Genomic DNA, 25,171 nt, shown 5'->3' with positions numbered 1-25,171 from the left:
TCATGGGTATCGAGATCGAGCGTAAATTTTTGCTTGCCGGCGACGCCTGGCGCGGCCTGGGCCATTCGGTCCTGCTGCGCCAGGGGTATTTGTCGTCCGCGCGCGAGCGCGTGGTACGCGTGCGCATCGAAGGCGAGCAGGCGATGCTGACTATCAAGGGCGCGAACGTGGGCGCGACGCGCGGCGAGTGGGAGTATCCGATCCCGCTGGCCGACGCCGCCGAACTGCTCGATGGCCTGTGCGAACAGCCGCTGATCGAAAAGTACCGCCACCGCATCGAATACGCGGGCATGGTGTGGGAAGTCGACGAGTTCCTGGGCGCCAATGCGGGCCTGGTGGTGGCCGAGATTGAACTGGCCTCGGAAGACCAGCCCTTCGACAAGCCCGACTGGATAGGCGCGGAAGTGTCGGGCGATGCGCGCTACTACAATGCGAACCTGATCCGCCACCCGTTTTCACAGTGGTGATGTTGGCCACAGGAACTGGAAAATCACGGCATTCATCGTCAGATTGAATGCCGCGTGCGCTGCCATTGCTGGCCATAGCGAAGCATGGCGGCGCCGTAACCACGCGAACAGGCAGGCTGTCGCAAACATCAGCGCCACCCACACTGCCGCCGAGACCACATTCATCGACACGCCGGCAGCCGTCACTCTCAAGCCATGATGGCACAGGTGTGCCAGGCCGAACAGCCCTGCTTCAACGCAGGTGCTGCTGCGCACAGACAGTTTTTCCTCCAGTGCATTCTGCAGCACGCCCCGAAAAAAGATTTCCTCACCGATAGGGCTGAAGATGCAGGCCGGCACGGTGATCATCAGGTGCAGCATCCAGATGCTCAGCCCGGCCGTGGGCGCCGTGCGGCGAAAGCTGGTCGCTATGCTGACAAACCAGTTGTCCATCGTGGCGCCATACAGCAGCACGCCCAGCGTAAAGCACAAGAGTGCGGCTGCCACACCGCAGGTCAAGGCCAAGGCATAGGGCGCTTTGCCAGAGGGTGCTTGCAGGCCGATGCTGCGCCGTCCGTGCTGCGACAGCAATATCCATGGCAAGGCCGCCATCACGCAAAAACTCAGTGGCAGCATCCAGAACAAACTCAAGGGCCCCAGCGTGCCCATGACGCGCATGGCGATGAATGCGCACGCCAGCAACATTGCCAGCGTGGGGAATGACAGCGCCTGCAATGCTGGTCGCAGGGAAGAGGGCGAGGCTGGGCTGGAGTGCATCGGCGGTCGGGGCGAAAAAAAGGCCGGAAGAAACTTCCGGCCCTATGCGGCATCAATTAATGAAAGTGCTCAGTACCTTGCGGCGTGTCTTCCGGCATTTCCGCATGCGCCAGCTCGCCGACCGGGTCGGCAAACAGGGGCGCGCCGCAATCGTCGCAGTATTCACCGACAAAGCGTTCCGCGTGGCGCTTGATCTGTGTCACGCCGGCCGCGTTCAGGTGCTCGATGATTTCATCGACGGGCGTCTTTTGCTTGTCCAGCGCGGCGATGCCGACCTGGATCAGGCCTTCGATCGGCGTGCCATCCTCGTCTTCCTGGCCATATAAAGGCCAGACGATGCCGTAGATGACGTCCGGCGCCTGGCGCAGGGTGAAGGCGATGCGGTACTCATCCACCTGGCCATCGGCCGCTTCCTCGCCGAAACCGGCGATGACGGCGCGCAGTTCCGACGGCTCGATGGCCAGCGTATGCGTCAGGTAGTGCACGGCGGCGCGCACGGAGACGGGACGGATCAGCTTGTCCGCTTCGCGGCAGGCCACGTAGTACGCTTCCGGCAACAGCAATTCCAGGCCGCAGCCGGGCAGCAGGCGGGCAATCGTCGGCGTCGCCTGCGTGCGCCATTGTTCCAGGGCGGCGCTGCGCTCGGCGATGAAGTCGAGCTGGCTGGCCGGCGTCTGCCAGCGGAACAGCGGTGCGCCAGCAGGCGCCACCACGGCCACCAGCAGGTAGCGCGTGTCGGCCAGGAAGGGCGCCGTTTCCGCCTCTTTGCTTGAGGGCTTGACGGCCGTGCCTTTCAGGGCGGCCAGTGCCAGCTTCTGCGTCTTGGCATAGGTCTCGACGTGGCTACGCGGCAACTGGTCGATCGAGTACAGCGTTGGCGCCATGGCCATCTTCGTGCCATCGGCCAGCAGGTGGGCGGCGAAATGCGCCGACAGCACGCCGTGCGCGTCGCCTGCCATGGGGCCGGAGGCGATGGAAAAGCGCGTCCACGCCAGGATGGGCACGGCGACCAGCAGGGCGTCATAGCGCACGTCTTCATGCGTGATGACGGTCGATTCACTGATGGCTTCAACGCAGTCCATCAGCACGTCGTAGGCGTTCAAGTCTTCCTTGAACAGGCTGCCCAGGGTGTTGTCGATGGTGTCCTGGTGGCCGGTTTTGAGTAATTTCTGGAGCTGCGTATCCAGGCTGTGTTCCCAGGACCGCTCTTCGAGACGGCTGGCTGCCTGTACGATCGCCTGGGCAAAGGTGACCAGGCGCTGGCTGTCGGCAGTCAGTTTATGGGATGAATCTTTGGAAGGACGACGCATAGCGGGATAAGAGTCTCGGAAAGTGAAAAAAATGGATCAGTCAAACAATGATAAACCCTTATAACCGTATTGTAGAGGATTCAGCCGCACGCAATACGTAAGCTATCCTTAGATCATGCCAATAGTCTAAATTTCAAGGAAAAACGGGGCGTCGGGACGAAAAAAAGCGCCGGTCGGAACCGGCGCTTTTATCTTGCCTCACAGCTGGGCTGATTACTCGGCCAGCAGTTGACGCAGTACGAATGGCAGGATACCGCCATGCTTGTAGTAATCGACTTCGATAGGCGTATCGATGCGCAGCAGCACCTTCACGTCGACGCTGGTGCCGTCGGCGCGGTGGATCACCAGGGTGGCCAGTTGCTGTGGCTTGATTTCGCCTTCGAGGCCTTTCAGGTCGAAGGTTTCATTGCCGGTGATGCCCAGGGTTTGCACGCTGTCGTCGCCGATGAATTGCAGCGGCAGCACGCCCATGCCCACCAGGTTCGAACGGTGGATGCGCTCGAACGAACGGGTGATCACGGCTTTCACGCCCAGCAGTTGCGTACCTTTGGCTGCCCAGTCGCGCGACGAGCCCGTACCGTACTCTTCGCCGCCGAAGACCATGGTTGGCGTGCCTTCAGCAACATATTTCATCGCTGCGTCGTAGATCGACATCTGTTCGCCGGAAGGCTGGTGAATCGTGATGCCGCCTTCGACCGCCGAACCGTCTGCCTTGGCAGGGATCATGCGGTTTTTGATACGCACGTTGGCAAACGTGCCGCGCATCATGATTTCATGGTTGCCGCGACGCGAGCCGTAGGAGTTGAAGTCCGCTTTCAGGACGCCGTTTTCCTTCAGCCATTTGCCTGCGGGACCATTTTCCTGGATCGAGCCGGCTGGCGAGATGTGGTCGGTGGTGATGGAGTCGCCGAACACGCCCAGAGCGCGCGCGCCTTCGATGCCGGTGGCGACAGCTGCTGGCGTCATCGAGAAGTTGTCGAAGAACGGTGGTTCCGCGATGTAGGTTGATTTTGGCCAGTTGTAGACTTGACCGGACACGGTGGTGACTTTTTCCCACAGCTTGCCTGGTGCGCCCTTGACGTCGGCGTAGTTGTCCTTGAACACCTTGGCGTTCATGGCGAACTTCATCATGGCCGAGACTTCAGCCGAGGTCGGCCAGATGTCGCCCAGGTAGACGTCTTTGCCGCCCTTGCCCTTGCCGACAGGTTCCGTCATCAGGTCGCGCGTCATGTTGCCGGCGATGGCGTAGGCGACGACCAGCGGTGGCGAAGCCAGGAAGTTCGAGCGGATGTTCGGGTGAATACGCGCTTCGAAGTTACGGTTGCCCGACAGCACGGCCGACGCGACGATATCGTGCGTGGCGATGGCTGCGTTCAGCTCAGGCGTCAGGTCGCCCGCATTGCCGATACAGGTGGTGCAGCCGTAGGCGGTCACGCCGAAGCCCAGTTTTTCCAGGTACGGCAGCAGGCCGGCAGCGGTCAGGTACTCGGTCACGACGCGCGAGCCGGGAGCCAGCGAGGTCTTGATGTGCGGAGCGACTTTCAGGCCGGCTTCCACGGCTTTCTTGGCCAGCAGGCCGGCGGCCAGCATCACGCTCGGGTTCGAGGTGTTGGTGCACGAGGTGATCGCGGCGATCAGCACGTCGCCGTTCGACACTTTCACGCCGTTCGTCGTTTCGTACACGGCAGCCAGGTCGGCCGGATTCTTGTTGAAGCCGTTTTCCGTGGTTGGCTTGGCGAACAGTTCGGCGAAGTTCGCCTTGACGTTGCCGATTTCGATACGGTCTTGCGGGCGTTTCGGGCCGGCCAGCGACGGAGCGACCGTGGCCAGGTTCAGTTCCACCACGCGGGTGTAGTCGATGTCGCCGGCTTTTGGCACGCCGAACAGGTTTTGCGCCTTGAAGTAGCCTTCGAACGCGGCGATTTCAGCCTTGCTGCGGCCGGTGCCCTTGAAGTAATCGATGGTCGCTTCGTCGACTGGGAAGAAGCCCATGGTCGCGCCGTATTCCGGTGCCATGTTGGCGATCGTCGCGCGGTCGGTCAGGGTCAGCGATTCGGTGCCTTCGCCGAAGAATTCGACGAACTTGCCGACGACTTTCTCTTTGCGCAGCAGTTCGGTGATGGTTAGTACCAGATCGGTGGCGGTGCAGCCTTCGCGCAGCGCGCCCGACAGGTTCACGCCGATGACGTCTGGCGTCAGGAAGTAGACTGGTTGGCCCAGCATGCCGGCTTCCGCTTCGATGCCGCCCACGCCCCAGCCGACCACGCCGATGCCGTTGATCATGGTGGTGTGCGAGTCGGTGCCGACCAGGGTGTCAGGGTAGTACACGTCGCCGGCTTTCTTGCCTGCGTGGTGCACGCCGCGCGCCAGGTATTCCAGGTTGACCTGGTGGACGATGCCGAAGCCCGGTGGCACGACGCCGAAGGTGTCGAAGGCTTGCATGCCCCATTTCATGAACTGGTAACGCTCGTTGTTACGCGAGAATTCCAGTTTCATGTTCAGGTCCAGCGCTTTCTTTTCGCGGTAGTGATCGATGGTGACCGAGTGGTCGACCACCAGGTCGACCGGTACCAGCGGTTCGATCTTCTTGGCGTTGATGCCCATCTTGGCGGCCACGTTGCGCATCGCTGCCAGGTCGGCCAGCAGAGGTACGCCGGTGAAGTCTTGCAGCACGACGCGCGCCACTACGAACGGGATCTCGTCGGTGCGCTCGGCGGTCGGGCCCCAGCTCGCCAATTGCTTGACGTGTTCTTCGGTGACTTTTTTGCCGTCGCAGTTGCGCAATACCGATTCGAGCACGATACGAATCGACACTGGCAGGCGGGAGACATTGATGCCCAGGCTTTTTTCCAGTGCAGGCAGGGAATACAGCTTGCCCTTCTTGCTATCCGAAATATTAAAGTCCTTGAGCGTGTTCAGAGTGTTGCGGGACATGACCTCTCCTTGTTGGGTATCGTCTATTTATTGATTATTCAAATTACAAAACATGACTGAGCCCCCGAAGAGGCCCTTGCTGCTCACATCAGCCGCCGGTCGCCGGCAGCACGCCCAGCGATGGCGGGGCTTCCACCACTGCTGCCGGCTTGGCTTGCTCCGCATCCTTGCATTCATTGGCCAGTTGGCGGCCCTGCTTGGAGTCGAGCAGCATGCCCTTGGCCGGGATGCCGATCCAGACGAGACCATACAAACGGTTCTCGAAGCGGTTGGCGCCGGTGGTGGTGCCAACGCGGCTCAGGCGGTGCAAACGCTTCTTCCAGCGCAGGGCGATATGTTTGTCGTCAGTAGCATTGGTGTAGATGGTAATTTTATTACCAAGCTCGCAATTGAAATCGGTGGAGGCCGAGCCTGTCGTGTTCGGTTCATCGGCTTCTTCCTTGTCGGCGACCGACATGGCGAGCGGATGCGCTTCCTTGGCGGCCGCCTTGGCCTTGGTGGTCTTGGCCTTTGGTTTGGCCTTGACTGCCTTGGGATTTGCCTCTGCCGTGGCGGCGAAGCTGGCTGGTGCCAGCGTGAGGGTCATGGCGCCCAGCGCGACGCTGCAGGCAATTGCTAATTTGGAGATGGACATCGTGTAATTCCTGTCAGTTTTCTGTGGTGCTGGTAGGCAGCGCGTTGAGTAATGCAGCGGCCGCCTCGGGCAGGCCGAGGCCTGCCAGTTTGGCGCGTTGCAAAACGGTCCAATAATATCGGTAGCTGGCGCGGTCGTGCAAGCGGCCATTTTGCGCAATCGGTCCCCAGTTGGCGCGCAGCGCCTCGTTCAGGATGTTGCTGGCCTCGTTGACTTCGGACAAGCGCGGCGTGAAGGCCTTGATGATGGGCTTGATCTGGTCCGGGTGGATGCTCCACATGCGCGTGTAGCCGAACTCGGCTGTCGCGCGCTGGGCGTCATTCGCCACCACGGCCGAATCGCGCACGTCCGTCGTCACGTTGTGCGACGGCACCTTGCCGTGCGCGTGGCAGGCGGCCGCCACTTCCAGCTTGGCGCGCACCACCAGCGGGTGCGTGAACTGGCCCGGCGTGCGCATGGCGGCGGCGGGAATGGCGCCGTAGTGGGCCGAAACGAAATCCATGATGCCGAAGGACAGGCATTCGACCTGGGGCAGGGCGGCGATGGCGTAGGCGTCGCGCAGTGCGCCATGCGTCTCGATCAGGATATGCACGGGCAGGTTGTCGCGGCCGGCGCGGCGCGCGTGCAGGTTGATCAGGTCGATGGCCAGCATGGCGTCCTGCACGCCGCCCACCTTGGGCACGGCGATGTAGGCCAGGCGGGATGCTGCGGTGCAGATGATTTCCACGTCGCGCGCAAAGAACGGGCTGTCGACGTCGTGCACGCGCACGCCGATGCGGTTGAACTGGTTCTCGGCGCTGGCCAGCAGGCCGGCGATCAGGTGGGCGTGGGATTCTTCATTGCCGGCGCTGGCGCCGTCTTCGCAGTCGAACGTGATGTCGAACAGGGGGCCAAGCTCTTGTTGCAAAGCAATCGATTTACGCATCAGCTTTTCAGAGCCGGCGTAGTGGTCGCAAGCGGCGAGCAACAGCGGCTGGCGTTTGCCTTGGAATAAAACCTCGGAAGGGTGCATGCTTAAGGCATTTCTGCAGGTAAAAACTACTTGATAAAACAGCCGCGCCGCGAATCTCGCGGGGCGGCCTTCTTGGCGGGCGGCGCTCAGGCCGCGCCGCCAATACTGGATTTATGCCAGCAGGTGTTTCACGCCTTCGCGCTCTTCGGTCAGTTCTTTCAGGGTCAGGTTGATGCGCTCTTGCGAGAATGCATCAATTTCCAGACCTTGAACGATGGTGTACTCACCGTTGTCGGTGGTGACCGGGAAGCCGAACACGGTGCCTTCAGGGATGCCATACGAGCCATCCGACGGTACGCCCATGGTGGTCCATTTGCCGTTCGTGCCCAGCATCCAGTCATGGATGTGGTCGATGGCGGCGTTCGCTGCCGACGCTGCCGACGACAGGCCGCGCGCTTCGATGATGGCCGCGCCGCGCTTGCCGACGGTTGGCAGGAAGGTGTTGGCGTTCCATTCCTGGTCGTTGATCAGGTCCTTGACGGCTTTGCCGTTCACGGTGGCGAAGCGGTAGTCGGCGTACATCGTTGGCGAGTGGTTGCCCCAGACGGTCAGCTTCTCGATATCTTTCACTGCGGTGCCGGTCTTGGCAGCGACTTGCGACAGCGCGCGGTTGTGGTCCAGGCGCAGCATGGCAGTGAAGTTTTTCGCTGGCAGCGATGGCGCCGATTTCATGGCGATGTAGGCGTTGGTGTTGGCAGGGTTGCCGACCACCAGTACTTTGACATTGCGCGAAGCGACGGCGTCGAGCGCCTTGCCTTGTACCGTGAAGATCTGGGCGTTCGCTTCCAGCAGGTCCTTGCGTTCCATGCCTGGGCCGCGTGGACGCGCGCCAACCAGTACGGCCACGTCGACATCCTTGAAGGCGGTCAGCGGATCGGAGTGGGCGGTCATTTCCGTCAGCAGCGGGAAGGCGCAGTCGTCGATTTCCATCATCACGCCCTTGAGCGCCTTCTGGGCTTTTTCGTCCGGGATTTCAAGCAGTTGCAAGATGACAGGCTGGTCTTTGCCGAGCATGTCGCCATTGGCGATGCGGAACAACAGGGCGTAGCCGATCTGGCCGGCGGCGCCGGTCACTGCAACACGCATTGGGGTTTTAGCCATGATGAATCTCCAAAAATGGGAAAGAAAACGGGCTTGAAGCTGGGCTTACGCTTATCCGGAAAAACTATAATGATACCAAAAGCGGCCCGCGTTACCGAATTGCTGGTGTACGCTGCCGTCACGCTCGCGCTGCACGAGGCCAGAGTGGCTGGCCGACAACATAAAACGATGGCTCACAAGTTTTATCGAGGGCAGTTTAGGCCTCTGATCTGTATCTGTCAATTATATCTTATGTCTTATATAAGACAGATAACTACGAGTGTTTTACTGGACGCGGGCAGTGATTTGTGTTGAAATGTCGGACTATGAATTCCGCCTCGTCCAATCTGACCAACAATGCCACTGCTGCAAGCGGGGCGGTCAGTCCGACCGCGGGCACCCCGGCCACGCCTGCTGCCGCAGCGGCCAGCACCGCCACCCCTGTCGCCAGCGTCGTTAATACCACTGCCGCCACTGCCACCACTGCCGTGGCCTCGCCCACCTTCAGTCCCCTGTACCAGCAGATCAAGGCGCTCATCACGCAAAGCCTGCAATCGGGCGAATGGAAGCCGGGCGAGCTGATTCCCAGCGAAGTCGAGCTGGCCGGCCGTTTCAAGGTCAGCCAGGGCACGGTGCGCAAGGCCATCGATGAACTGGCCGCCGAGAATCTCGTCATGCGCCGCCAGGGCAAGGGCACCTTCGTTTCCACCCACCACGAGGCGCGCGCGCATTTCCGCTTCCTGCGCCTGGTGCCGGACGAGGGCGTGCCGCATTACCCTGAAAGCAAATTTATCGAAGTCAAGCGCGTGCGTGCGCCGGCCGACGTGGCGCGCCTGATGGACCTGAAGTCCGGCGACGCCGTCATCTTCATCAAGCGCGTGCAGTATTTCGACGGCGTGCCGACCATCGTCGAGGAGCTGTGGCTGCCCGGCCTGATCTTCAAGGGCCTGACGGCCGAGCGTCTGGTGGAATACAAGGGCCCCATGTACGGCCTGTTCGAAACGGAATTTGGCACGCGCATGATACGCGCGTCCGAGCAGATCCGCGCCGTCTGCGCCGATGCGGGCGCCGCGCAACTGTTGAATATCGACCTCGGCACGCCCTTGCTCAGTTCCGAGCGCGTGTCGTTTACCTACGGCGACAAGCCGGTCGAACTGCGCCGGGGCTTGTACCTGACCAGTCGTCATCATTATCAGAATGAACTCAGCTGAAGCGGCGGGGCGCCCTCGGGTGCCCGAACAGGCAGCAAGGCCGAAGTACATCGCTTGCAAGATGCCTGCCGCAAGGCGGGCAACGGAGACAACGGAAAGCGCAGCGACAGCATGGCCCGCCCCGGCGGGCCGTGTTTTGCCGGCGATTCTGTAATTAAATTACGTGAACTACGGAAAGTAGCGCGGTATTTTGTAGTAAAAAACCATTTTGGTTATATGTAACAATAGATATTGGTATGGGTTGCGAAAATCGGCGAAAATCGCGGCTTCAATATTTAGTTGAAATTCAAAGGGGAGGTTTTTGTTATGTCTGAAGCCGTAAGAGAAGTACCAAAAAAAGAACGGCCGCAATTCCGTAACATCCATGTTACCGAATTGTCGAACTACCGCATGGCGATCGGCGCCATCGTCTCGATCCTGCATCGTATCAGCGGCATCATCATTTTCGCCCTGCTGCCGTGCATCCTGTACATGCTGGAACTGAGCCTGCGCTCCGAAATGTCCTACGCCTACTTCCAGGGCATCGCCTCGCACTGGTTCGTCAAGCTGATCACGCTGGGTCTGGTCTGGGCCTTCCTGCACCACTTCTGCGCCGGTATCCGCCACCTGTTGATGGACGTGCACGTCGCCGCCGAGAAAGAACCCGCGCGCAATACGGCCAAGCTGGTGCTGGTGATCAGCCTGGTACTGACCGCTCTGGTCGCTTTGAAACTGTTTGGAGTATTTTAATGGCAAACAATAACATCGGACCGAAACGCCTCGTCGTCGGCGCCCATTACGGCTTGCGCGACTGGCTGGCGCAACGCGTCACCGCCCTCGTCATGGTGGCCTACGTCGCCATCCTGCTGATCGCCTTCCTGACCGGCAGCAACTTCAGCTATGAAGGCTGGGCAGGTCTGTTCGCACAGCAATGGTTCAAATTATTCAGCCTGGTGACCTTCGTCGCCCTGTTCTACCACGCCTGGGTCGGTGTACGTAATATCTGGATGGACTACGTGAAAAGCGTTGGCCTCCGCATGACCCTGCAAATTGCCACCATGCTGTGGTTGATCGCTTGTGCCGGCTGGACGGTACAGATACTCTGGAGTGTGTAATCGTGGCAGCATATAAATCTGCAATCCCTACCCGCCGCTTTGATGCGGTAATCGTTGGCGCCGGCGGTTCCGGCATGCGCGCGTCGTTGCAACTGGCTGAAGCCGGTCTGAACGTCGCTGTCCTGTCGAAAGTTTTCCCGACCCGCTCGCACACCGTTGCGGCGCAGGGCGGTATCGGCGCGTCGCTCGGCAACATGGCCGAAGACAACTGGTTCTGGCATATGTTCGACACCGTCAAGGGGGGCGACTATCTGGGCGACCAGGATGCCATCGAATTCATGTGCCGCGAAGCACCGAAGGTCGTGTACGAGCTGGAACACTTCGGCATGCCATTCGACCGCAACCCTGACGGCACCATCTATCAGCGTCCCTTCGGCGGCCACACGGCCCACTTCGGCGAAAAGCCGGTGCAGCGCGCTTGCGCGGCAGCCGACCGTACCGGTCACGCCCTGTTGCACACCCTGTACCAGCGCAACGTGCGCGCGCGTACGCACTTCTTCGTCGAATGGATGGCGCTCGATCTGATCCGTGACGCCGAAGGCGACGTGATCGGTGTTGTTGCGCTGGAAATGGAAACCGGCGAATGCATGATCCTGGAAGCAAAAACGACGGTCATGGCCACGGGCGGCGCAGGCCGTATCTTCGCCGCGTCGACGAACGCCTTCATCAACACCGGTGACGGCATGGGCATGGCGGCACGCGCCGGCCTGCCGCTGCAAGACATGGAATTCTGGCAGTTCCACCCGACCGGCGTGGCCGGCGCGGGCGTATTGATTACCGAAGGCGTGCGCGGCGAAGGCGGCATCCTGATCAATAGCGAAGGCGAACGCTTCATGGAGCGCTATGCGCCAACCCTGAAGGATCTGGCGCCGCGCGACTTCGTTTCGCGTTCGATGGACCAGGAAATCAAGGAAGGCCGCGGCTGCGGTCCGAACAAGGACCACGTGATGCTGGACCTGCGCCATATCGGCGCCGACACCATCGCCAAGCGCCTGCCGTCGATCCTGGAAATCGGCCACAAGTTCGCTAACGTCGACGCCACCAAGGAACCGATTCCTGTCGTGCCGACGATTCACTATCAGATGGGCGGCATTCCGACGAACATCCACGGCCAGGTCGTCACCCCGACCGGTCCCGACAAGTCGGCGAAAGTTGTCAACGGCCTGTACGCGATCGGCGAATGCGCCTGCGTTTCCGTGCACGGCGCCAACCGCCTGGGCACGAACTCGCTGCTGGACCTGGTGGTCTTCGGCCGCGCGGCCGGCAACCACATCGTCAACAGCGGCCTGAAAGCCAAGGAAAACAAGCCTTTGCCAGCCGACGCTGCCGATTTCGCCATGGGCCGCCTGGCGCGCCTGGAAAACTCGACCGGCACGGAAACCGTGCAGGGCGTGGCGAACGAGATTCGCGCCACGATGCAGAAGTACTGTGGCGTGTTCCGTACCGACGCGATGTTGGATCAGGGTGTGGTCGAAATCATGAAGCTCGACGAGCGCCGCAAGCACGTCTCCTTCAAGGACAAATCGATGGTGTTCAACACGGCCCGCGTGGAAGCGCTGGAGCTGGACAACCTGATTGAAACGGCGAAAGCGACCATCGTCTCGGCAGCAGCCCGCAAGGAATCGCGCGGTGCCCACGCCCAGGATGATCACCCGACCCGCGACGACGACAACTGGATGAAGCACACGCTGTGGTACTCGGAAGGCAACCGCCTGGAATACAAGCCAGTCGTGACCAAACCGCTGACGGTCGATACCTTCAAGCCAAAACCACGTACTTTCTAAAGGTCAGAACATGGCACGCACTCTCAAATTCAAAATCTACCGCTACGATCCTGACCAGGATGCCAAGCCTTACATGCAAGACCTGACGGTCGAACTGAAAGACACCGACAAGATGCTGCTCGACGCACTGCAGCGCATCAAGTCGGACGTCGATGACTCGCTGGCCCTGCGCCGCTCGTGCCGCGAAGGCGTGTGCGGTTCGGACGCGATGAACATCAACGGCAAGAACGGCCTGGCATGCACTACCAACCTGAACGAATTGTCGGAGCCTATCGTGCTGCGTCCGTTGCCAGGTTTGCCAGTCATCCGCGACCTGATCGTCGACATGACGCAATTCTTCAAGCAGTACGATTCGATCAAGCCTTTCCTGATCAACGATTCGATCCCGCCTGAAAAAGAGCGCCTGCAATCGCCGGAACAGCGCGAAGAACTCGATGGCCTGTACGAGTGCATCCTGTGCGCATGCTGCTCCACGTCGTGCCCGTCGTTCTGGTGGAATCCGGACAAATTCGTCGGCCCGGCCGGCCTGCTGCAAGCCTACCGCTTCATCGCCGATTCGCGCGACGAAGCCACCGGTGCGCGTCTGGACAACCTGGAAGACCCGTACCGCCTGTTCCGCTGCCATTCGATCATGAACTGCGTCGACGTCTGCCCGAAAGGGTTGAACCCGAACAAGGCGATCGGCAAGATCAAGGAATTGATGGTCCGCCGCGCGATCTGATTCGTCTGATCGCGTCCGCCGGGCGCCGTTTGCGGGAAGAGGGTATCCTCTCTTGCCTGCAGGCGGCGCCTGCAAAGCAGCACCGTGCCGCAAGGCACACGTAAAGTGGTAAACCAAATGACAGAATCAATTTTGTCCTCGCATCAGGCCGACCCGGCCAACCGCGCCCGCCTGCGCTGGCGTTCACGCCGTGGCCTGCTGGAAAACGACATTATCCTGACCCGTTTTCTCGATGCGTATGAAACCGAATTGACCGATGAAGAAGTTGACGCGCTGACGCGTTTGCTGGATTTATCGGACAATGCGTTAATGGATCTGGTACTGGCCCGTAAAGAGCCGGAAGGCGAAGTCGATCTGCCGCATGTGCGCGCACTGCTGCAACGACTGCGCATTGCCTAGACGCCTGGGCGATATATTGCAAACGGTGCGAGTGGCGCGCTGTAGCACTGCCGAATTGCGGTGCGAATTGCAGCCAGAATTTTTGATTTTAATTTCGACTCACTCCCGAGAAGGAAGAGCCCATGAATATCTCTGACACAAAAGCTACCCTGTCGTTCTCCGATGGCAGCCCATCGCTTGAATTTCCAATCTACAAAGGCACGGTTGGCCCGGACGTCATCGACATCCGCAAACTGTACGCCGGTAGCGGCAAGTTCACCTACGACCCAGGCTTTATGTCGACGGCCGCCTGCAACTCGTCGATCACCTACATCGACGGCGACAAGGGCGAGCTGCTGTACCGTGGTTACCCGATCGAACAGTTGGCCGTCAACGCCGACTTCATGGAATCGTGCTACCTGCTGCTGAACGGCGAACTGCCGAACGCGGCGCAAAAAGCCAAGTTCGTCGACACCGTCACCAAGCACACGATGGTGCACGAACAGATGCAATTCTTCTTCCGTGGCTTCCGCCGCGACGCGCATCCGATGTCGGTCCTGGTGGGCACCGTCGGCGCGCTGGCATCGTTCTACCATGACTCGCTGGACATCAACGACCCGCGTCACCGCGAAGTGTCGGCCATCCGCCTGATCGCCAAGATGCCTACCCTGGTCGCCATGACCTACAAGTACTCGGTCGGCCAGCCGTTCGTGTACCCACGCAACGACCTTTCGTACAGCGCCAACTTCATGCACATGATGTTCGCCAACCCGTGCGAAGAGTACAAGGTCAACGACGTGCTGGTGCGCGCCCTGGACCGCATCCTGATCCTGCACGCGGACCACGAGCAAAACGCATCGACATCGACCGTCCGTCTGGCCGGTTCGTCGGGCGCCAACCCGTTCGCCTGTATCGCTGCCGGTATCGCCTGCCTGTGGGGCCCTGCTCACGGCGGCGCCAACGAAGCGGCACTGAACATGCTGAAAGAAATCGGCACCGTCGAGAACATCCCTGCCTTCATCGAGCAAGTCAAGGACAAGAACTCCGGCGTCAAGCTGATGGGCTTTGGCCACCGCGTGTACAAGAACTTCGATCCACGCGCCAAGCTGATGCGTGAAACCTGCTACGAAGTGCTGCAAGAACTGGGTCTGCAAGACGACCCGTTGTTCAAGCTGGCGATGGAACTGGAAAAGATTGCACTGAACGACGACTACTTCGTTTCGCGCAAACTGTACCCGAACGTCGACTTCTACTCGGGCATCGTGCAATCGGCGCTGGGCATCCCGGTATCGCTGTTCACCGGTATCTTCGCCATGGCCCGTACGATCGGCTGGATCGCCCAGTGGAACGAAATGATCGCCGATCCGGAACAGAAAATTGGCCGTCCGCGCCAGCTGTTCGTCGGTTCGACCACGCGCGAAGTACTGCCACTGGACAAGCGTTAATCCACGGCGGTATCGAGCAAACAAAAAACGGGCTTCGGCCCGTTTTTTTATGCGCATCTTGCGCTCGATGCAAACCAGGGCTGTCAGGCTGTTATGCTCGGACCCTGGCTCAACAGGAAGCACAACACGATGAATGAAGAAACATGCGCCCCCAGCGGCGTGGCCCTGGGCGATACGGCATTTGGCTACACCTTGTCGCTGATCGGCGGCAAATACAAGATGCTGATCATGTACGCACTCGCTGAAAGCAAGGTGCTGCGCCATAACGAACTCAAGCGGCACCTCGGTGGCATCGCCTTCAAGACCCTCAGCGTCGTCCTGAAGGAGCTGGAAGCCGATGGGCTGATCATCCGCAAGGAATATCCGCAAGTGCCGCCCAAAGTCGAATATTCCCTCTCAAGCAAGGGCGCCTCGCTGATCCCCGTGCTGCATACCCTGTGCGAATGGGGTGAACGGCACCAGCCAGTCTGATCCAAAAATGTATGGCAAGGCGGCTTTCTGTAGTCGAGTAGCTTACTTTTCATATGGTATGAGCAGTCAATGTGCGTACTTGTTATATGTACTCGCCATGGCTATGCTGTTTCTGCCTCTGGGAGTGCGGCCACGCGCCACGGGGCAGGGTATCGGCTTGCCTGCTTTTCTGTGCATGCGGGCCGGTGCATCCATCCCATACTCAGGAAAGCAGCATGAAGAAAACCCTCGTTATCGTCTTCCATCCCTCCATCGGCACTTCGGTGGCCAACAGGCGCTGGCTGCAGGAGCTGGCGCAGTATCCCGACCGCTACACCATTCACGACGTGCAGCAGGCTTATCCTGATGGCAACATCGATGTGGCGCGGGAGCAGGCGCTGGTGGAGGCGCACGCCAATGTGGTCTTGCAATTCCCCATGTACTGGTTTAACTGCCCGCCCTTGCTGAAGCAGTGGCTCGATGAGGTACTGGCGTATGGCTGGGCCTACGGCACGGGCGGCGATGCCTTCAGGGGGAGAAAAGTGGCGCTGGCCGTCACGGCTGGCATCCGCCAAGAAGAATTTACGCCGCAAGGCAAGTGGAATGTCACCCTGGCGCAACTGCTGGCGCCGTTCGATGTCACCCTGGCGTATATCGGCGCCGATAACCGCCGCTTCTTTGCTTTCTATGGCGCGGAAGACGGGCCGAAGGAAGCCGGTTATGCCGGGCGGCTGGCGCGCAGCGCGCAAGAGTATGAGCGCTTCCTGGCCGCCTTGTAAGACCGCTGGCCCGGCCTCAGTTCAACGCCGCTTCCAGGTGGCGCAGGGCAACGTGCCTGCCCTCCAGTTGCAGGCTGTCACCCTCATAGGGCTGGGGCAGGACGATGCGGCGCGGCGCATTGTGTTTGAGGATGCCGCCCCAGTGGGCGACCCTGGCGCCGGCCTGGCGGCGGATCGCTTCGACCGTGGCGCCGCTGGCCAGGATGTCGGCTTGCGGAAAGGCTTGCTGCAGCACGCCCAGGCCGAAATAGGCTTGTGGTTCGGCCGCGCTGATATAGATGGTGGTCAGGCGTTTGCCGCTGGCGGCGATGGTGTGCGCTAACTGCGCCGCATCGTCGCGCAGGAACTGGGCATTGATGAGGATGGCGTCTTCCGCACCGCTCAGCAGCAGTGAAGTGGACGGTGCGCATCCCAGCACATCCAGGCGAAAGGTTTCCAGCATACGGGAGGGGCGGGCGGCGCGTGCAAACATATTGTTCTTTCTACATTGGATGCTCTCCCGCATATTATCCTTTCGACCAGACGCGAGAAATAGGGTAGATTGCAATACTTAGTTGCATGGATCGGATGAATCAAGGGAGTAGCCGCATGGACCGCATCACCGCAGCACAAGTATTTGTCGCCATTGCCGAGCGTGGCAGCATGGTGGCCGCCAGCGAGGCGCTCGACATGTCGCGCGCCATGGTGACGCGCTACCTGGCCGAGATGGAGCAGTGGGCGGGGGCGCGCCTGTTGCATCGCACCACGCGCCGTTTGAGCTTGACGGATGCGGGCGAGGCTACCCTGGCGCGCTGCCGGCAGATGCTGGAAGTGGCCGGCGCCATGGCCGTCACCTCGCCCGAGGGCCTCGATACGCCGCACGGCTTGTTGCGCATCACCTGCTCGCAATCGCTGGCGCAGACGGCGCTCGCTGACGCAGTAACCGCTTACCTGCGGCGCTACCCGCGCGCTGCCGTCGACCTGCAGATGGAAAACCGCGCCGTCAATCTGGTGGAGCAGCGCATTGACCTGGCGATCCGCATCACGAACGCGCTCGAGCCGAACCTGATTGCGCGCCAGCTGGCCAGCTGCGCTTCGGTGGTGTGCGCCGCACCATCGTATCTGGCCGCGCACGGCACGCCGCGCCGGGCGGAAGACCTGGCCCTGCACAACTGCCTGACGTACACGTATTTTGGCAAGAGCCTGTGGCAGTTCACGCATAACGGGGAAGCGCTTACTGTCCCCGTCAGCGGCCGCCTGTCGGCGAATGAGTCGCTGGTCCTGCTGGTGGCCACGGTGGCGGGGGCGGGCATTGCCATGCAGCCCCGCTATTCGGCCGCGCCGCTGATCGCCAGCGGGCAGCTGGTGGAGCTGCTGCCTGCGTATCAGCCTCAGGACATGGGCATCTACGGCGTCTACACTTCGCGCCAGCATATGTCGCCCCTGTTGCGCACCATGCTCGACTTCCTGGTGGAGTGGTTTGCCGGCGATGCCGATTGGCTGGCGGCCATCGGGGCGCCGCCGTTATCAGTCAGACCACTTGCGCGCCAGCGCCGCGCCGGTGCTGGCGGCGGAATCGCATAAGCGCAACAGTAATGGGCTGCAAGCCCGGGAAAATCAACAACACAGCTTACATTTGCTTGCCAAATAAAATTCAACTAGTGGTTGTTGCGTTACAATACCGCGTGCTATTCTAAATGACGGTATGCAGAATGCTGGTGCAATAAAAAAGCCCTTCCCCACAACTTGATGTGCAATCCGCTAACCGGTCAGGCCGTGTCGCGGAAGGTTAGATTAACCCGCTAATTCCTCGCGAAGCGCGAAGAAAGGTGAGCAATATATGCAGCAATTAACGACCAACTCCTACCTGTTCGGTGGGAATGCTCCGTACGTGGAAGACCTGTACGAGGCGTATCTGAACAATCCAGGCTCGGTACCCGATAACTGGCGTTCCTACTTCGACGCGATGCAGCACGTGCCTGCCGTCGACGGCACCAACAAGCCTGACGTGGCGCATGCCTCCGTCGTCGCCTCGTTCGCCGAGCGCGCAAAAGCTGGTCCGATCCGTACAGTGACCGCTTCCTTCGATGCTGAAATGGGCCGCAAGCGCGTCGCCGCCACGCAACTGATCGCCGCTTACCGCTACCTCGGTTCGCACTGGGCCAATCTGGATCCGCTGCAACGCCAGGAACGTCCGATGATCCCTGAGCTCGAGCCGAGCTTCTACGGTTTCACCGACGCGGACATGGACACCGTGTTCAACATCAGCAATACCTATTTTGGCCCCGAGACCGCCACCCTGCGCGATCTGCTCAACTATCTGCGCGATACCTACACGCGTTCGATCGGCGCCGAATTCATGTACATCTCCGATCCGGCCGAAAAGCGCTGGTTGCAAGAGAAACTGGAATCGATCCGCTCCACCCCGAATTTCACCCCAGAGAAAAAAATCCACATCCTCGACCGCCTGACCGCGGCTGAAGGCCTGGAACGCTATCTGCACACCCGCTACGTGGGCCAGAAGCGCTTCTCCCTGGAAGGCGGCGAAACCTTCATCGCCTCGATGGATGAAACCATCCAGCGCGCCGGCGAAAAAGGCGTGCAGGAAATCGTTATCGGCATGGCCCACCGCGGCCGCCTGAACGTGCTGGTCAACACCCTGGGCAAGGCGCCGCAGGAACTGTTCGAAGAATTCGAAGGCAAGCATGGCGACGACCTGCCTGCCGGCGACGTGAAGTACCATCAAGGCTTCTCGTCGGACATCTCCACCGCAGGCGGCCCGGTCCACCTGTCGCTGGCGTTCAACCCGTCGCATCTGGAAATCGTCAACCCGGTGGTCGAAGGTTCCGTCAAGGCCCGCATGGATCGCCGCGGCGATGCGCAGGGCGCGCAAGTGCTGCCTATTCTGGTGCACGGCGATGCCGCTTTCGCCGGCCAGGGCGTGGTCATGGAAACGCTGAATCTGGCGCAGACCCGTGGCTACCACACAGGCGGCACGGTGCATATCGTGATCAACAACCAGATCGGTTTCACCACGTCGGATCCGCGCGATGCCCGCTCGACCCTGTATTGCTCGGACGTCGTCAAGATGATCGAAGCACCGGTCCTGCACATCAATGCCGATGATCCGGAAGCCGTGGTACTGGCGACGCAAATCGCGCTCGACTACCGCATGGAATTCAAGAAGGACATCGTCCTCGACATCATCTGCTACCGCAAGCTTGGCCACAACGAGCAAGATACGCCTGCACTGACGCAGCCACTGATGTACAAGAAGATCGGCCAGCATCCAGGCACCCGCAAGCTGTACGCGGACAAGCTGGTAGCGCAAGGCGTGATTCCTGCCGATGGCGGCGACAAGATGGTGGCCGCTTTCCGCGACGCCATGGACGCCGGCAAGCATACCGTCGATCCGGTCATCTCGAACTTCAAGAACAAGTACGCCGTCGACTGGCTGCCGTTCCTGAACAAGAAATGGACCGATTCGGCCGACACCGCCGTGCCGATGACGGAACTGAAACGCCTGGCCACCCGCATCACCACCGTGCCGGAAGACTTCAAGGTCCACTCGCTGGTTGAAAAAGTACTGGGCGACCGTGGCACCATGGGCCGTGGCGAAATGAACCTGGACTGGGGCATGGGTGAACACCTGGCCTATGCATCGCTGGTATCGTCCGGCTACGCCATCCGCCTGACGGGCCAGGACGCCGGCCGCGGCACCTTCGTGCACCGCCACGCCGTCTTGCATGATCAAAACCGCGAGCGTTGGGATGCCGGTACCTACATTCCGCTGCAAAACGTGTCGGACAACCAGGCGCCGTTCACCGTCATCGACTCGGTGCTGTCCGAAGAAGCCGTACTGGCCTTCGAATACGGCTACTCGACCGCTGAACCGAACACCCTGACGATCTGGGAAGCCCAGTTCGGCGACTTCGCCAACGGCGCGCAAGTGGTGATCGACCAATTCATCAGCTCCGGCGAAGTGAAGTGGGGCCGCGCTTCGGGCCTGGTCATGATGCTGCCGCACGGTTACGAAGGCCAGGGTCCTGAGCACTCGTCCGCGCGTCCTGAGCGTTTCCTGCAGCTGTGCGCAGACAACAATATGCAAGTGGTGCAGCCGACGACGGCTTCGCAGATATTCCATTTGCTGCGCCGCCAGATGGTGCGCCAGTTCCGCAAGCCGCTGGTCATCCTGACGCCGAAGTCGCTGTTGCGCAACAAGGATGCCGGTTCGCCGCTGACCGACCTGGCCAAGGGCGGTTTCCAGACCGTCATCGGCGAAGTCGACGACAAAATCGACGCCAAGAAAGTCAAGCGCGTGGTCGCCTGCTCGGGCAAGGTCTACTACGACCTGGTCAACGCACGCAAGACCCGTGGCCAGACCGACACGGCCATCGTGCGCCTGGAACAGCTGTATCCGTTCCCGCACAAGTCGTTCGCTGCTGAACTGAAGAAGTTCCCGAACCTGGTCGAAGTCGTCTGGACGCAGGACGAGCCGCAAAACCAGGGCGCCTGGTTCCAGATCCAGCACAACATCTTCGAAGGCCTGGAATCGGGTCAACGTCTGGCCTACGCCGGCCGTCCTGCTTCGGCGTCGCCTGCTGTCGGTTACTATGACAAGCACTACGCCCAGCAAAAAGATCTGCTGGAAACGGCATTCTCGAAGCTGAAGGGTTTTATCCTGACCAAGTAAGTGGCAGGATAAGGGGCGCCATGTCTATGCATGGCGCCTGCTCGCATACATCATGACGGAGCGCCGCCCTTGCTACGCAGGGGCGGCGCCGCAATAACAAAATAAACGGAGTTTTACATGGCACAAATCGAAGTCAAAGTTCCCCAGTTGTCGGAATCAGTTGCAGAAGCGACCTTGCTCGCATGGCACAAGAAAGTCGGCGAACCAGTCGCGCGCGACGAAAACATGATCGATATCGAAACCGATAAAGTAGTGCTGGAACTGCCGGCACCTGCCGCTGGCGTGATCGTGCAAATCATCAAGGCTGACGGCGCCACCGTCGTCGCCGGCGAAGTCATCGCCATCATCGACACCGACGGTTCGGCCAAAGTCAGCCCGATGGAAGTATCGGCTGTTCCTGCGCCAGCCCTGGCTGCCGCCGCCCAAGACGCTTCGACCGCTTCGGCGCCAGCCGCTGCGACCAAAGGCGATGTCGCCATGCCTGCCGCCGCCAAGATTCTGTCCGAAAAAGGTCTGTCCGCTGGCGACGTCGCCGGTTCCGGCAAAGATGGCCGCGTGACCAAGGGCGACGCCCTGGCCGCTTCCGCCAAGCCAGCTGTCGCGCCACTGGCGCCAGCCGCTGCCAAGCCGGCGCTGCAACAAGTTGCCACGCCATCGGCCGCCAGCCTGGGCGACCGCCCTGAAGAGCGCGTGCCGATGAGCCGCCTGCGCGCACGTATCGCCGAGCGCCTGCTGCAATCGCAATCGACGAACGCCATCCTGACCACGTTCAATGAAGTGAACATGCAGCCGGTCATCGACCTGCGCAACAAGTACAAGGACAAGTTCGAGAAAGAGCACGGCGTCAAACTGGGCTTCATGTCCTTCTTCGTCAAGGCCGCCGTCGCTGCCCTGAAAAAGTACCCGATCATCAATGCCTCCGTTGATGGCAACGACATCGTCTACCACGGCTACTTCGACATCGGCATCGCTGTCGGTTCGCCACGCGGCCTGGTCGTGCCTATCATCCGCAACGCGGACCAGCTGTCGATCGCCGACATCGAGAAAAAAATCGGTGAATTCGGCGCGAAAGCCAAGGAAGGCAAGCTGACTCTGGACGACCTGACGGGCGGCACGTTCTCGATCTCGAACGGCGGCACCTTCGGCTCCATGCTGTCGACCCCGATCATCAACCCGCCACAATCGGCCATCCTGGGCGTGCATGCGACCAAGGACCGCGCAGTTGTCGAAAACGGCCAGATCGTGGTGCGTCCGATGAACTACCTGGCCATGTCCTACGACCACCGCATCATCGACGGCCGCGAAGCCGTCCTGGGCCTGGTGGCGATGAAAGAAGCGCTGGAAGATCCTGCACGCCTGCTGCTGGACCTGTAAGCACTGTAGTCCCCCGGCGTAGCCGCCGGGGCAATGTAGCTGATACCCCTTGCCAGAAGACGCAGCTGGCTGATCTCAATGAAAGAGGATTCTCATGAACATCTCTGAAGAAATCAAGCGTCTGCACGAGTTGCACCTGGCGGGCGCCCTGAGCGACGCGGAATTCGCGCAAGCGAAAGCCAAGCTCCTGAGCAATATCAACCTGGACAAGCCGGACAGCACGTCCGGCGCCGATGCGGCTGCCGGCCCGGCGAACGACCTGGTGCAGGAATTCAACCGCCTGCGCCGTTCGCGCAACGACCGCTGGCTCGGTGGCGTCTGCGGCGGCCTGGGCCGCGCTTCCGGCATGGAAGCGTGGATCTGGCGCCTCGTCTTCGTCCTGTTTACATTGACCTTCGGCTTCGGCGTGGTGATTTACCTTCTATTGTGGATTTTCGTACCAGACGAAGAGATTGGAATAACAAAACATGAGTACTAAACAATTTGACGTAGTTGTCATCGGTGCGGGCCCTGGCGGCTACATCGCCGCCATCCGCGCAGCGCAGCTGGGCTTTTCCGTCGCCTGCGTCGACGAGTGGTCGAATGCCAAGGGCGGCGCCGCTCCTGGCGGTACCTGCACCAACGTCGGCTGCATCCCGTCGAAAGCACTGCTGCAATCGTCCGAGCATTTCGAACACGCGGGCCACAGCTTTGCCGAGCACGGTATCGACGTCGCCGGCCTGAAGCTGAACCTGGGCCAGATGCTCAAGCGCAAAGACACCGTCGTCAAGCAAAACAACGACGGCATCCTGTACCTGTTCAAGAAGAACAAGATCGCCTTCTTCCACGGCCGCGCCGCTTTCGCTGCCGCCGCCGCTGGCGCGTATGAGATCAGCGTGACGGGCGAAGCCAACGAAACCTTGAGCGCCAAGCACGTGGTCATCGCCACGGGTTCGAACGCACGCGAATTGCCGGGCGCACCATTCGACGAGAAATTGATCCTGTCGAACACGGGCGCACTGGCCATCGACGCCGTACCAGCCAAGCTGGGCGTCATCGGTGCCGGCGTGATCGGTCTGGAAATGGGCAGCGTCTGGCGCCGCCTGGGTTCCGACGTCACCGTGCTGGAAGGCCTGCCGGTCTTCCTGGGCGCTGTCGACGAGCAGATCGCCAAGGAAGCGTCGAAGCTGTTCACCAAGCAAGGCTTGAAGATCAACCTCGGTTGCAAGATCGGTGCGATCACGCCAGGCAAGAAAGACGTCACCGTGGAATTCGTGGACGCCAAGGGCGAAGCGCAAAAAGCCGTGTTCGACAAACTGATCATCTCGATCGGCCGTACGCCGAACACGAATGGCCTGGGTGCCGATAAGGTCGGCCTGCAGCTGGACGAACGCGGCTTCATCGCTGTCGACGGCGACTGCAAGACCAATCTGCCGAACGTGTGGGCGGTGGGCGACGTCGTGCGCGGCCCGATGCTGGCGCACAAGGCGGAAGAAGAAGGCGTTGCCGTGGCCGAGCGTATCGCTGGCCAGCACGGTCACACCAACTTCAACACGATTCCCTGGGTGATCTACACGTCGCCGGAAATCGCGTGGGTCGGCAAGACCGAGCAAACCCTGAAGGCCGAAGGCATCGCCTACAAGGCAGGCACCTTCCCGTTCATGGCCAATGGCCGTGCGCGCGCGCTGGGCGACACTTCGGGCATGGTGAAATTCCTGGCTGATGCGACGACCGATGAAATCCTCGGCGTGCACATCGTCGGCCCGATGGCGTCCGAACTGATTTCCGAAGCTGTCGTGGCGATGGAATTCAAGGCATCTGCCGAAGACATCGCGCGCATCTGCCACGCTCACCCATCCCTGTCGGAAGCGACCAAGGAAGCGGCACTGGCTGTTGACAAGCGCACGTTGAACTTTTAATTGTAGTTAGTCCTACAGGGGCGCTCGCGGATTTTTTCCGCCGGCGCCCTTATGCGTTAAAGCGAATCCCATGAACGTAGAAGAGTTTTACCAGCACGCGTTGCAGAAGCGTGATTTCAAGGCCGATGCCGCCCAACGGCGCGCGGTCGACCGCCTGCAGCTGTGCTATGACGAGTGGGTGGCCTACAAGGGCCAGCGCTCGAGCACCTTCAAGCGCCTGCTGAACCGTCCTGCCGTGCCGAAAGGCGTGTACATGTGGGGCGGGGTGGGGCGCGGTAAATCGTTCCTGATGGACAGTTTTTATTCGGTCGTGCCCCTGGTGCGCAAGACGCGCCTGCACTTCCACGAATTCATACGCGGCGTGCACCAGCAGCTCGATGAATTGAAAGGCGTGGCCGACCCGCTCGACGAGGTGGCCAAGCGCATCGCCAAGAAATACCGCCTCATCTGTTTCGATGAATTCCACGTCTCCGACATCGCCGACGCGATGATCCTGTACAACTTGCTGTCGGCCCTGTTCGCCAATGGCGTGTCTTTCATCATGACCTCGAATTACGATCCGGACCTGCTGTATCCGGACGGCCTGCACCGCGACCGCATGTTGCCGACCATCGCGCTGCTCAAGGACAAGCTCGACGTGATGAACGTCGACGCGGGCGTCGATTACCGGGGCCGCGCGCTGGAACAGGTGGAAAGTTACTACACGCCGCTGGGCGCCGCCACCGACAAGGCCCTGCGCGATGCCTACACGCGCATCGCCGAGACGGCCGATGAAGACGCGCGCATCCGCATCGAGAGCCGCGAAATCCACTGCCTGCGCCGCGCCGGCGGCATCATCTGGTTCGATTTCGCCACGCTGTGCGGCGGTCCCCGCTCGCAAAATGACTACCTGGAAATCGCCAGCCGCTTCCATACGGTGATATTGTCCGGCATACCGGCCATGTCGGCGGCGCAGTCGTCCGAGGCGCGCCGCTTTACCTGGCTGATCGACGTGTTTTATGACCAGAAGGTCAAGCTGATCATGTCGGCCGAAGTGGCGCCTGATCAGTTGTACACGAACGGCATGCTGGCCAACGAGTTTCACCGTACCGTTTCGCGTATCATCGAGATGCAATCGCGCGAATACATGGAAAAAGAACAGCGCGGCGCGGCCGACGCGATCGTTTGAGGCA

General features: G+C 60.7%; 23 protein-coding genes. 16 read left to right on the top strand and 7 right to left on the bottom strand.

Annotated elements, in window-relative coordinates; translation table 11 throughout:
• The first annotated feature begins 2 nt into the window (after nt 1-2).
• Nucleotides 3-467, top strand: a complete 465-nt coding sequence (locus tag ACQ4WY_RS06810; RefSeq protein ID WP_436503334.1) for a CYTH domain-containing protein — start codon at nt 3-5, stop codon at nt 465-467.
• On the opposite strand, the gene ACQ4WY_RS06805 is transcribed toward ACQ4WY_RS06810, so the two are convergent.
• The 6 genes from ACQ4WY_RS06805 to ACQ4WY_RS06780 form a co-directional block, all read right to left on the bottom strand.
• Entirely contained in the window at nt 456-1,223 is a 768-nt protein-coding gene (locus ACQ4WY_RS06805; protein ID WP_436503333.1) for a CPBP family intramembrane glutamic endopeptidase, read from the bottom strand. The genes ACQ4WY_RS06810 and ACQ4WY_RS06805 overlap by 12 nt on opposite strands.
• A 56-nt stretch (nt 1,224-1,279) precedes the next feature.
• Complete coding sequence (locus tag ACQ4WY_RS06800) at nt 1,280-2,533, bottom strand: DUF2863 family protein (protein ID WP_436503332.1); 1,254 nt, start codon at nt 2,531-2,533, stop codon at nt 1,280-1,282.
• 213 nt (nt 2,534-2,746) lie between these two features.
• A complete protein-coding gene (gene acnA, locus ACQ4WY_RS06795) occupies nt 2,747-5,467 on the bottom strand; it encodes an aconitate hydratase AcnA (RefSeq protein WP_353660647.1) in 2,721 nt (906 codons plus the stop codon).
• Between the two features lie 88 nt (nt 5,468-5,555).
• On the bottom strand, nt 5,556-6,101 hold the full coding sequence (locus ACQ4WY_RS06790) for a hypothetical protein (protein WP_353660648.1): 546 nt from the start codon (nt 6,099-6,101) through the stop codon (nt 5,556-5,558).
• A 13-nt stretch (nt 6,102-6,114) separates the two neighbouring features.
• Nucleotides 6,115-7,113, bottom strand: a complete 999-nt coding sequence (locus tag ACQ4WY_RS06785) for an HpcH/HpaI aldolase/citrate lyase family protein (protein WP_436503331.1) — start codon at nt 7,111-7,113, stop codon at nt 6,115-6,117.
• 111 nt (nt 7,114-7,224) lie between these two features.
• A complete protein-coding gene (locus ACQ4WY_RS06780) occupies nt 7,225-8,214 on the bottom strand; it encodes a malate dehydrogenase (RefSeq protein WP_230542180.1) in 990 nt (329 codons plus the stop codon).
• Between the two features lie 305 nt (nt 8,215-8,519).
• Here ACQ4WY_RS06780 and ACQ4WY_RS06775 point away from each other — a divergent pair, with 305 nt between their 5' ends.
• The 9 genes from ACQ4WY_RS06775 (at nt 8,520) to ACQ4WY_RS06735 (ending at nt 16,055) form a co-directional block, all read left to right on the top strand.
• The gene (locus tag ACQ4WY_RS06775) at nt 8,520-9,404 is read left to right on the top strand and encodes a GntR family transcriptional regulator (protein WP_436503330.1); all 885 of its coding nucleotides are present in this window, start codon (nt 8,520-8,522) and stop codon (nt 9,402-9,404) included.
• Between the two features lie 306 nt (nt 9,405-9,710).
• Nucleotides 9,711-10,133, top strand: coding sequence for a succinate dehydrogenase, cytochrome b556 subunit (gene sdhC / locus ACQ4WY_RS06770; protein WP_436503328.1), 423 nt, complete (start codon nt 9,711-9,713; stop codon nt 10,131-10,133).
• Nucleotides 10,133-10,498: a succinate dehydrogenase, hydrophobic membrane anchor protein gene (sdhD, locus tag ACQ4WY_RS06765; protein ID WP_034789102.1), complete on the top strand. Its 366-nt coding sequence runs from the start codon at nt 10,133-10,135 to the stop codon at nt 10,496-10,498. Before sdhC ends, sdhD begins: the two co-directional genes overlap by 1 nt.
• A 2-nt stretch (nt 10,499-10,500) precedes the next feature.
• Complete coding sequence (sdhA, locus tag ACQ4WY_RS06760; RefSeq protein ID WP_436503326.1) at nt 10,501-12,282, top strand: succinate dehydrogenase flavoprotein subunit; 1,782 nt, start codon at nt 10,501-10,503, stop codon at nt 12,280-12,282.
• A gap of 10 nt (nt 12,283-12,292) precedes the next feature.
• Nucleotides 12,293-13,003 (top strand): succinate dehydrogenase iron-sulfur subunit, encoded by a 711-nt coding sequence (locus tag ACQ4WY_RS06755; protein WP_034789099.1) that lies wholly within the window; start codon nt 12,293-12,295, stop codon nt 13,001-13,003.
• 117 nt (nt 13,004-13,120) lie between these two features.
• Entirely contained in the window at nt 13,121-13,402 is a 282-nt protein-coding gene (locus ACQ4WY_RS06750) for an FAD assembly factor SdhE (protein WP_034752073.1), read from the top strand.
• A gap of 122 nt (nt 13,403-13,524) precedes the next feature.
• Nucleotides 13,525-14,826, top strand: a complete 1,302-nt coding sequence (gene gltA / locus ACQ4WY_RS06745) for a citrate synthase (RefSeq protein ID WP_099400296.1) — start codon at nt 13,525-13,527, stop codon at nt 14,824-14,826.
• 129 nt (nt 14,827-14,955) lie between these two features.
• Nucleotides 14,956-15,297, top strand: a complete 342-nt coding sequence (locus ACQ4WY_RS06740; protein ID WP_436503325.1) for a winged helix-turn-helix transcriptional regulator — start codon at nt 14,956-14,958, stop codon at nt 15,295-15,297.
• A 215-nt stretch (nt 15,298-15,512) separates the two neighbouring features.
• The gene (locus tag ACQ4WY_RS06735; RefSeq protein ID WP_436503324.1) at nt 15,513-16,055 is read left to right on the top strand and encodes an NAD(P)H-dependent oxidoreductase; all 543 of its coding nucleotides are present in this window, start codon (nt 15,513-15,515) and stop codon (nt 16,053-16,055) included.
• Between the two features lie 16 nt (nt 16,056-16,071).
• Here the strand turns inward: ACQ4WY_RS06735 and ACQ4WY_RS06730 are convergent, their stop codons facing one another.
• The gene (locus ACQ4WY_RS06730; RefSeq protein ID WP_436503323.1) at nt 16,072-16,527 is read right to left on the bottom strand and encodes an MBL fold metallo-hydrolase; all 456 of its coding nucleotides are present in this window, start codon (nt 16,525-16,527) and stop codon (nt 16,072-16,074) included.
• Between the two features lie 116 nt (nt 16,528-16,643).
• Between ACQ4WY_RS06730 and ACQ4WY_RS06725 the strand changes: the two genes are divergently transcribed.
• From ACQ4WY_RS06725 to zapE, 6 genes are all read left to right on the top strand, one after another.
• Nucleotides 16,644-17,618, top strand: coding sequence for a LysR family transcriptional regulator (locus ACQ4WY_RS06725; protein WP_436503322.1), 975 nt, complete (start codon nt 16,644-16,646; stop codon nt 17,616-17,618).
• 256 nt (nt 17,619-17,874) lie between these two features.
• The gene (locus ACQ4WY_RS06720) at nt 17,875-20,727 is read left to right on the top strand and encodes a 2-oxoglutarate dehydrogenase E1 component (protein ID WP_436503321.1); all 2,853 of its coding nucleotides are present in this window, start codon (nt 17,875-17,877) and stop codon (nt 20,725-20,727) included.
• Between the two features lie 117 nt (nt 20,728-20,844).
• Nucleotides 20,845-22,101 carry a 2-oxoglutarate dehydrogenase complex dihydrolipoyllysine-residue succinyltransferase gene (gene odhB, locus ACQ4WY_RS06715; protein WP_099380774.1) on the top strand — a complete coding sequence of 419 codons (1,257 nt, stop codon included), beginning with the start codon at nt 20,845-20,847 and terminating at the stop codon, nt 22,099-22,101.
• A 94-nt stretch (nt 22,102-22,195) separates the two neighbouring features.
• Nucleotides 22,196-22,579 carry a PspC domain-containing protein gene (locus tag ACQ4WY_RS06710; protein WP_436503319.1) on the top strand — a complete coding sequence of 128 codons (384 nt, stop codon included), beginning with the start codon at nt 22,196-22,198 and terminating at the stop codon, nt 22,577-22,579.
• Nucleotides 22,569-23,999 carry a dihydrolipoyl dehydrogenase gene (gene lpdA, locus ACQ4WY_RS06705; RefSeq protein WP_035820749.1) on the top strand — a complete coding sequence of 477 codons (1,431 nt, stop codon included), beginning with the start codon at nt 22,569-22,571 and terminating at the stop codon, nt 23,997-23,999. Before ACQ4WY_RS06710 ends, lpdA begins: the two co-directional genes overlap by 11 nt.
• A gap of 70 nt (nt 24,000-24,069) precedes the next feature.
• Nucleotides 24,070-25,167 (top strand): cell division protein ZapE, encoded by a 1,098-nt coding sequence (zapE, locus tag ACQ4WY_RS06700; protein ID WP_436503317.1) that lies wholly within the window; start codon nt 24,070-24,072, stop codon nt 25,165-25,167.
• The last annotated feature ends 4 nt before the right edge of the window (nt 25,168-25,171 follow it).

It is taken from the genome of Janthinobacterium salmonicoloratum, from assembly GCF_051380845.1.
Lineage (GTDB): Bacteria > Pseudomonadota > Gammaproteobacteria > Burkholderiales > Burkholderiaceae_D > Janthinobacterium > Janthinobacterium lividum_F.
The sequence above is the reverse complement of the archived record's forward strand: the minus strand, read 5'-3'. Positions and strand labels throughout refer to the sequence as shown.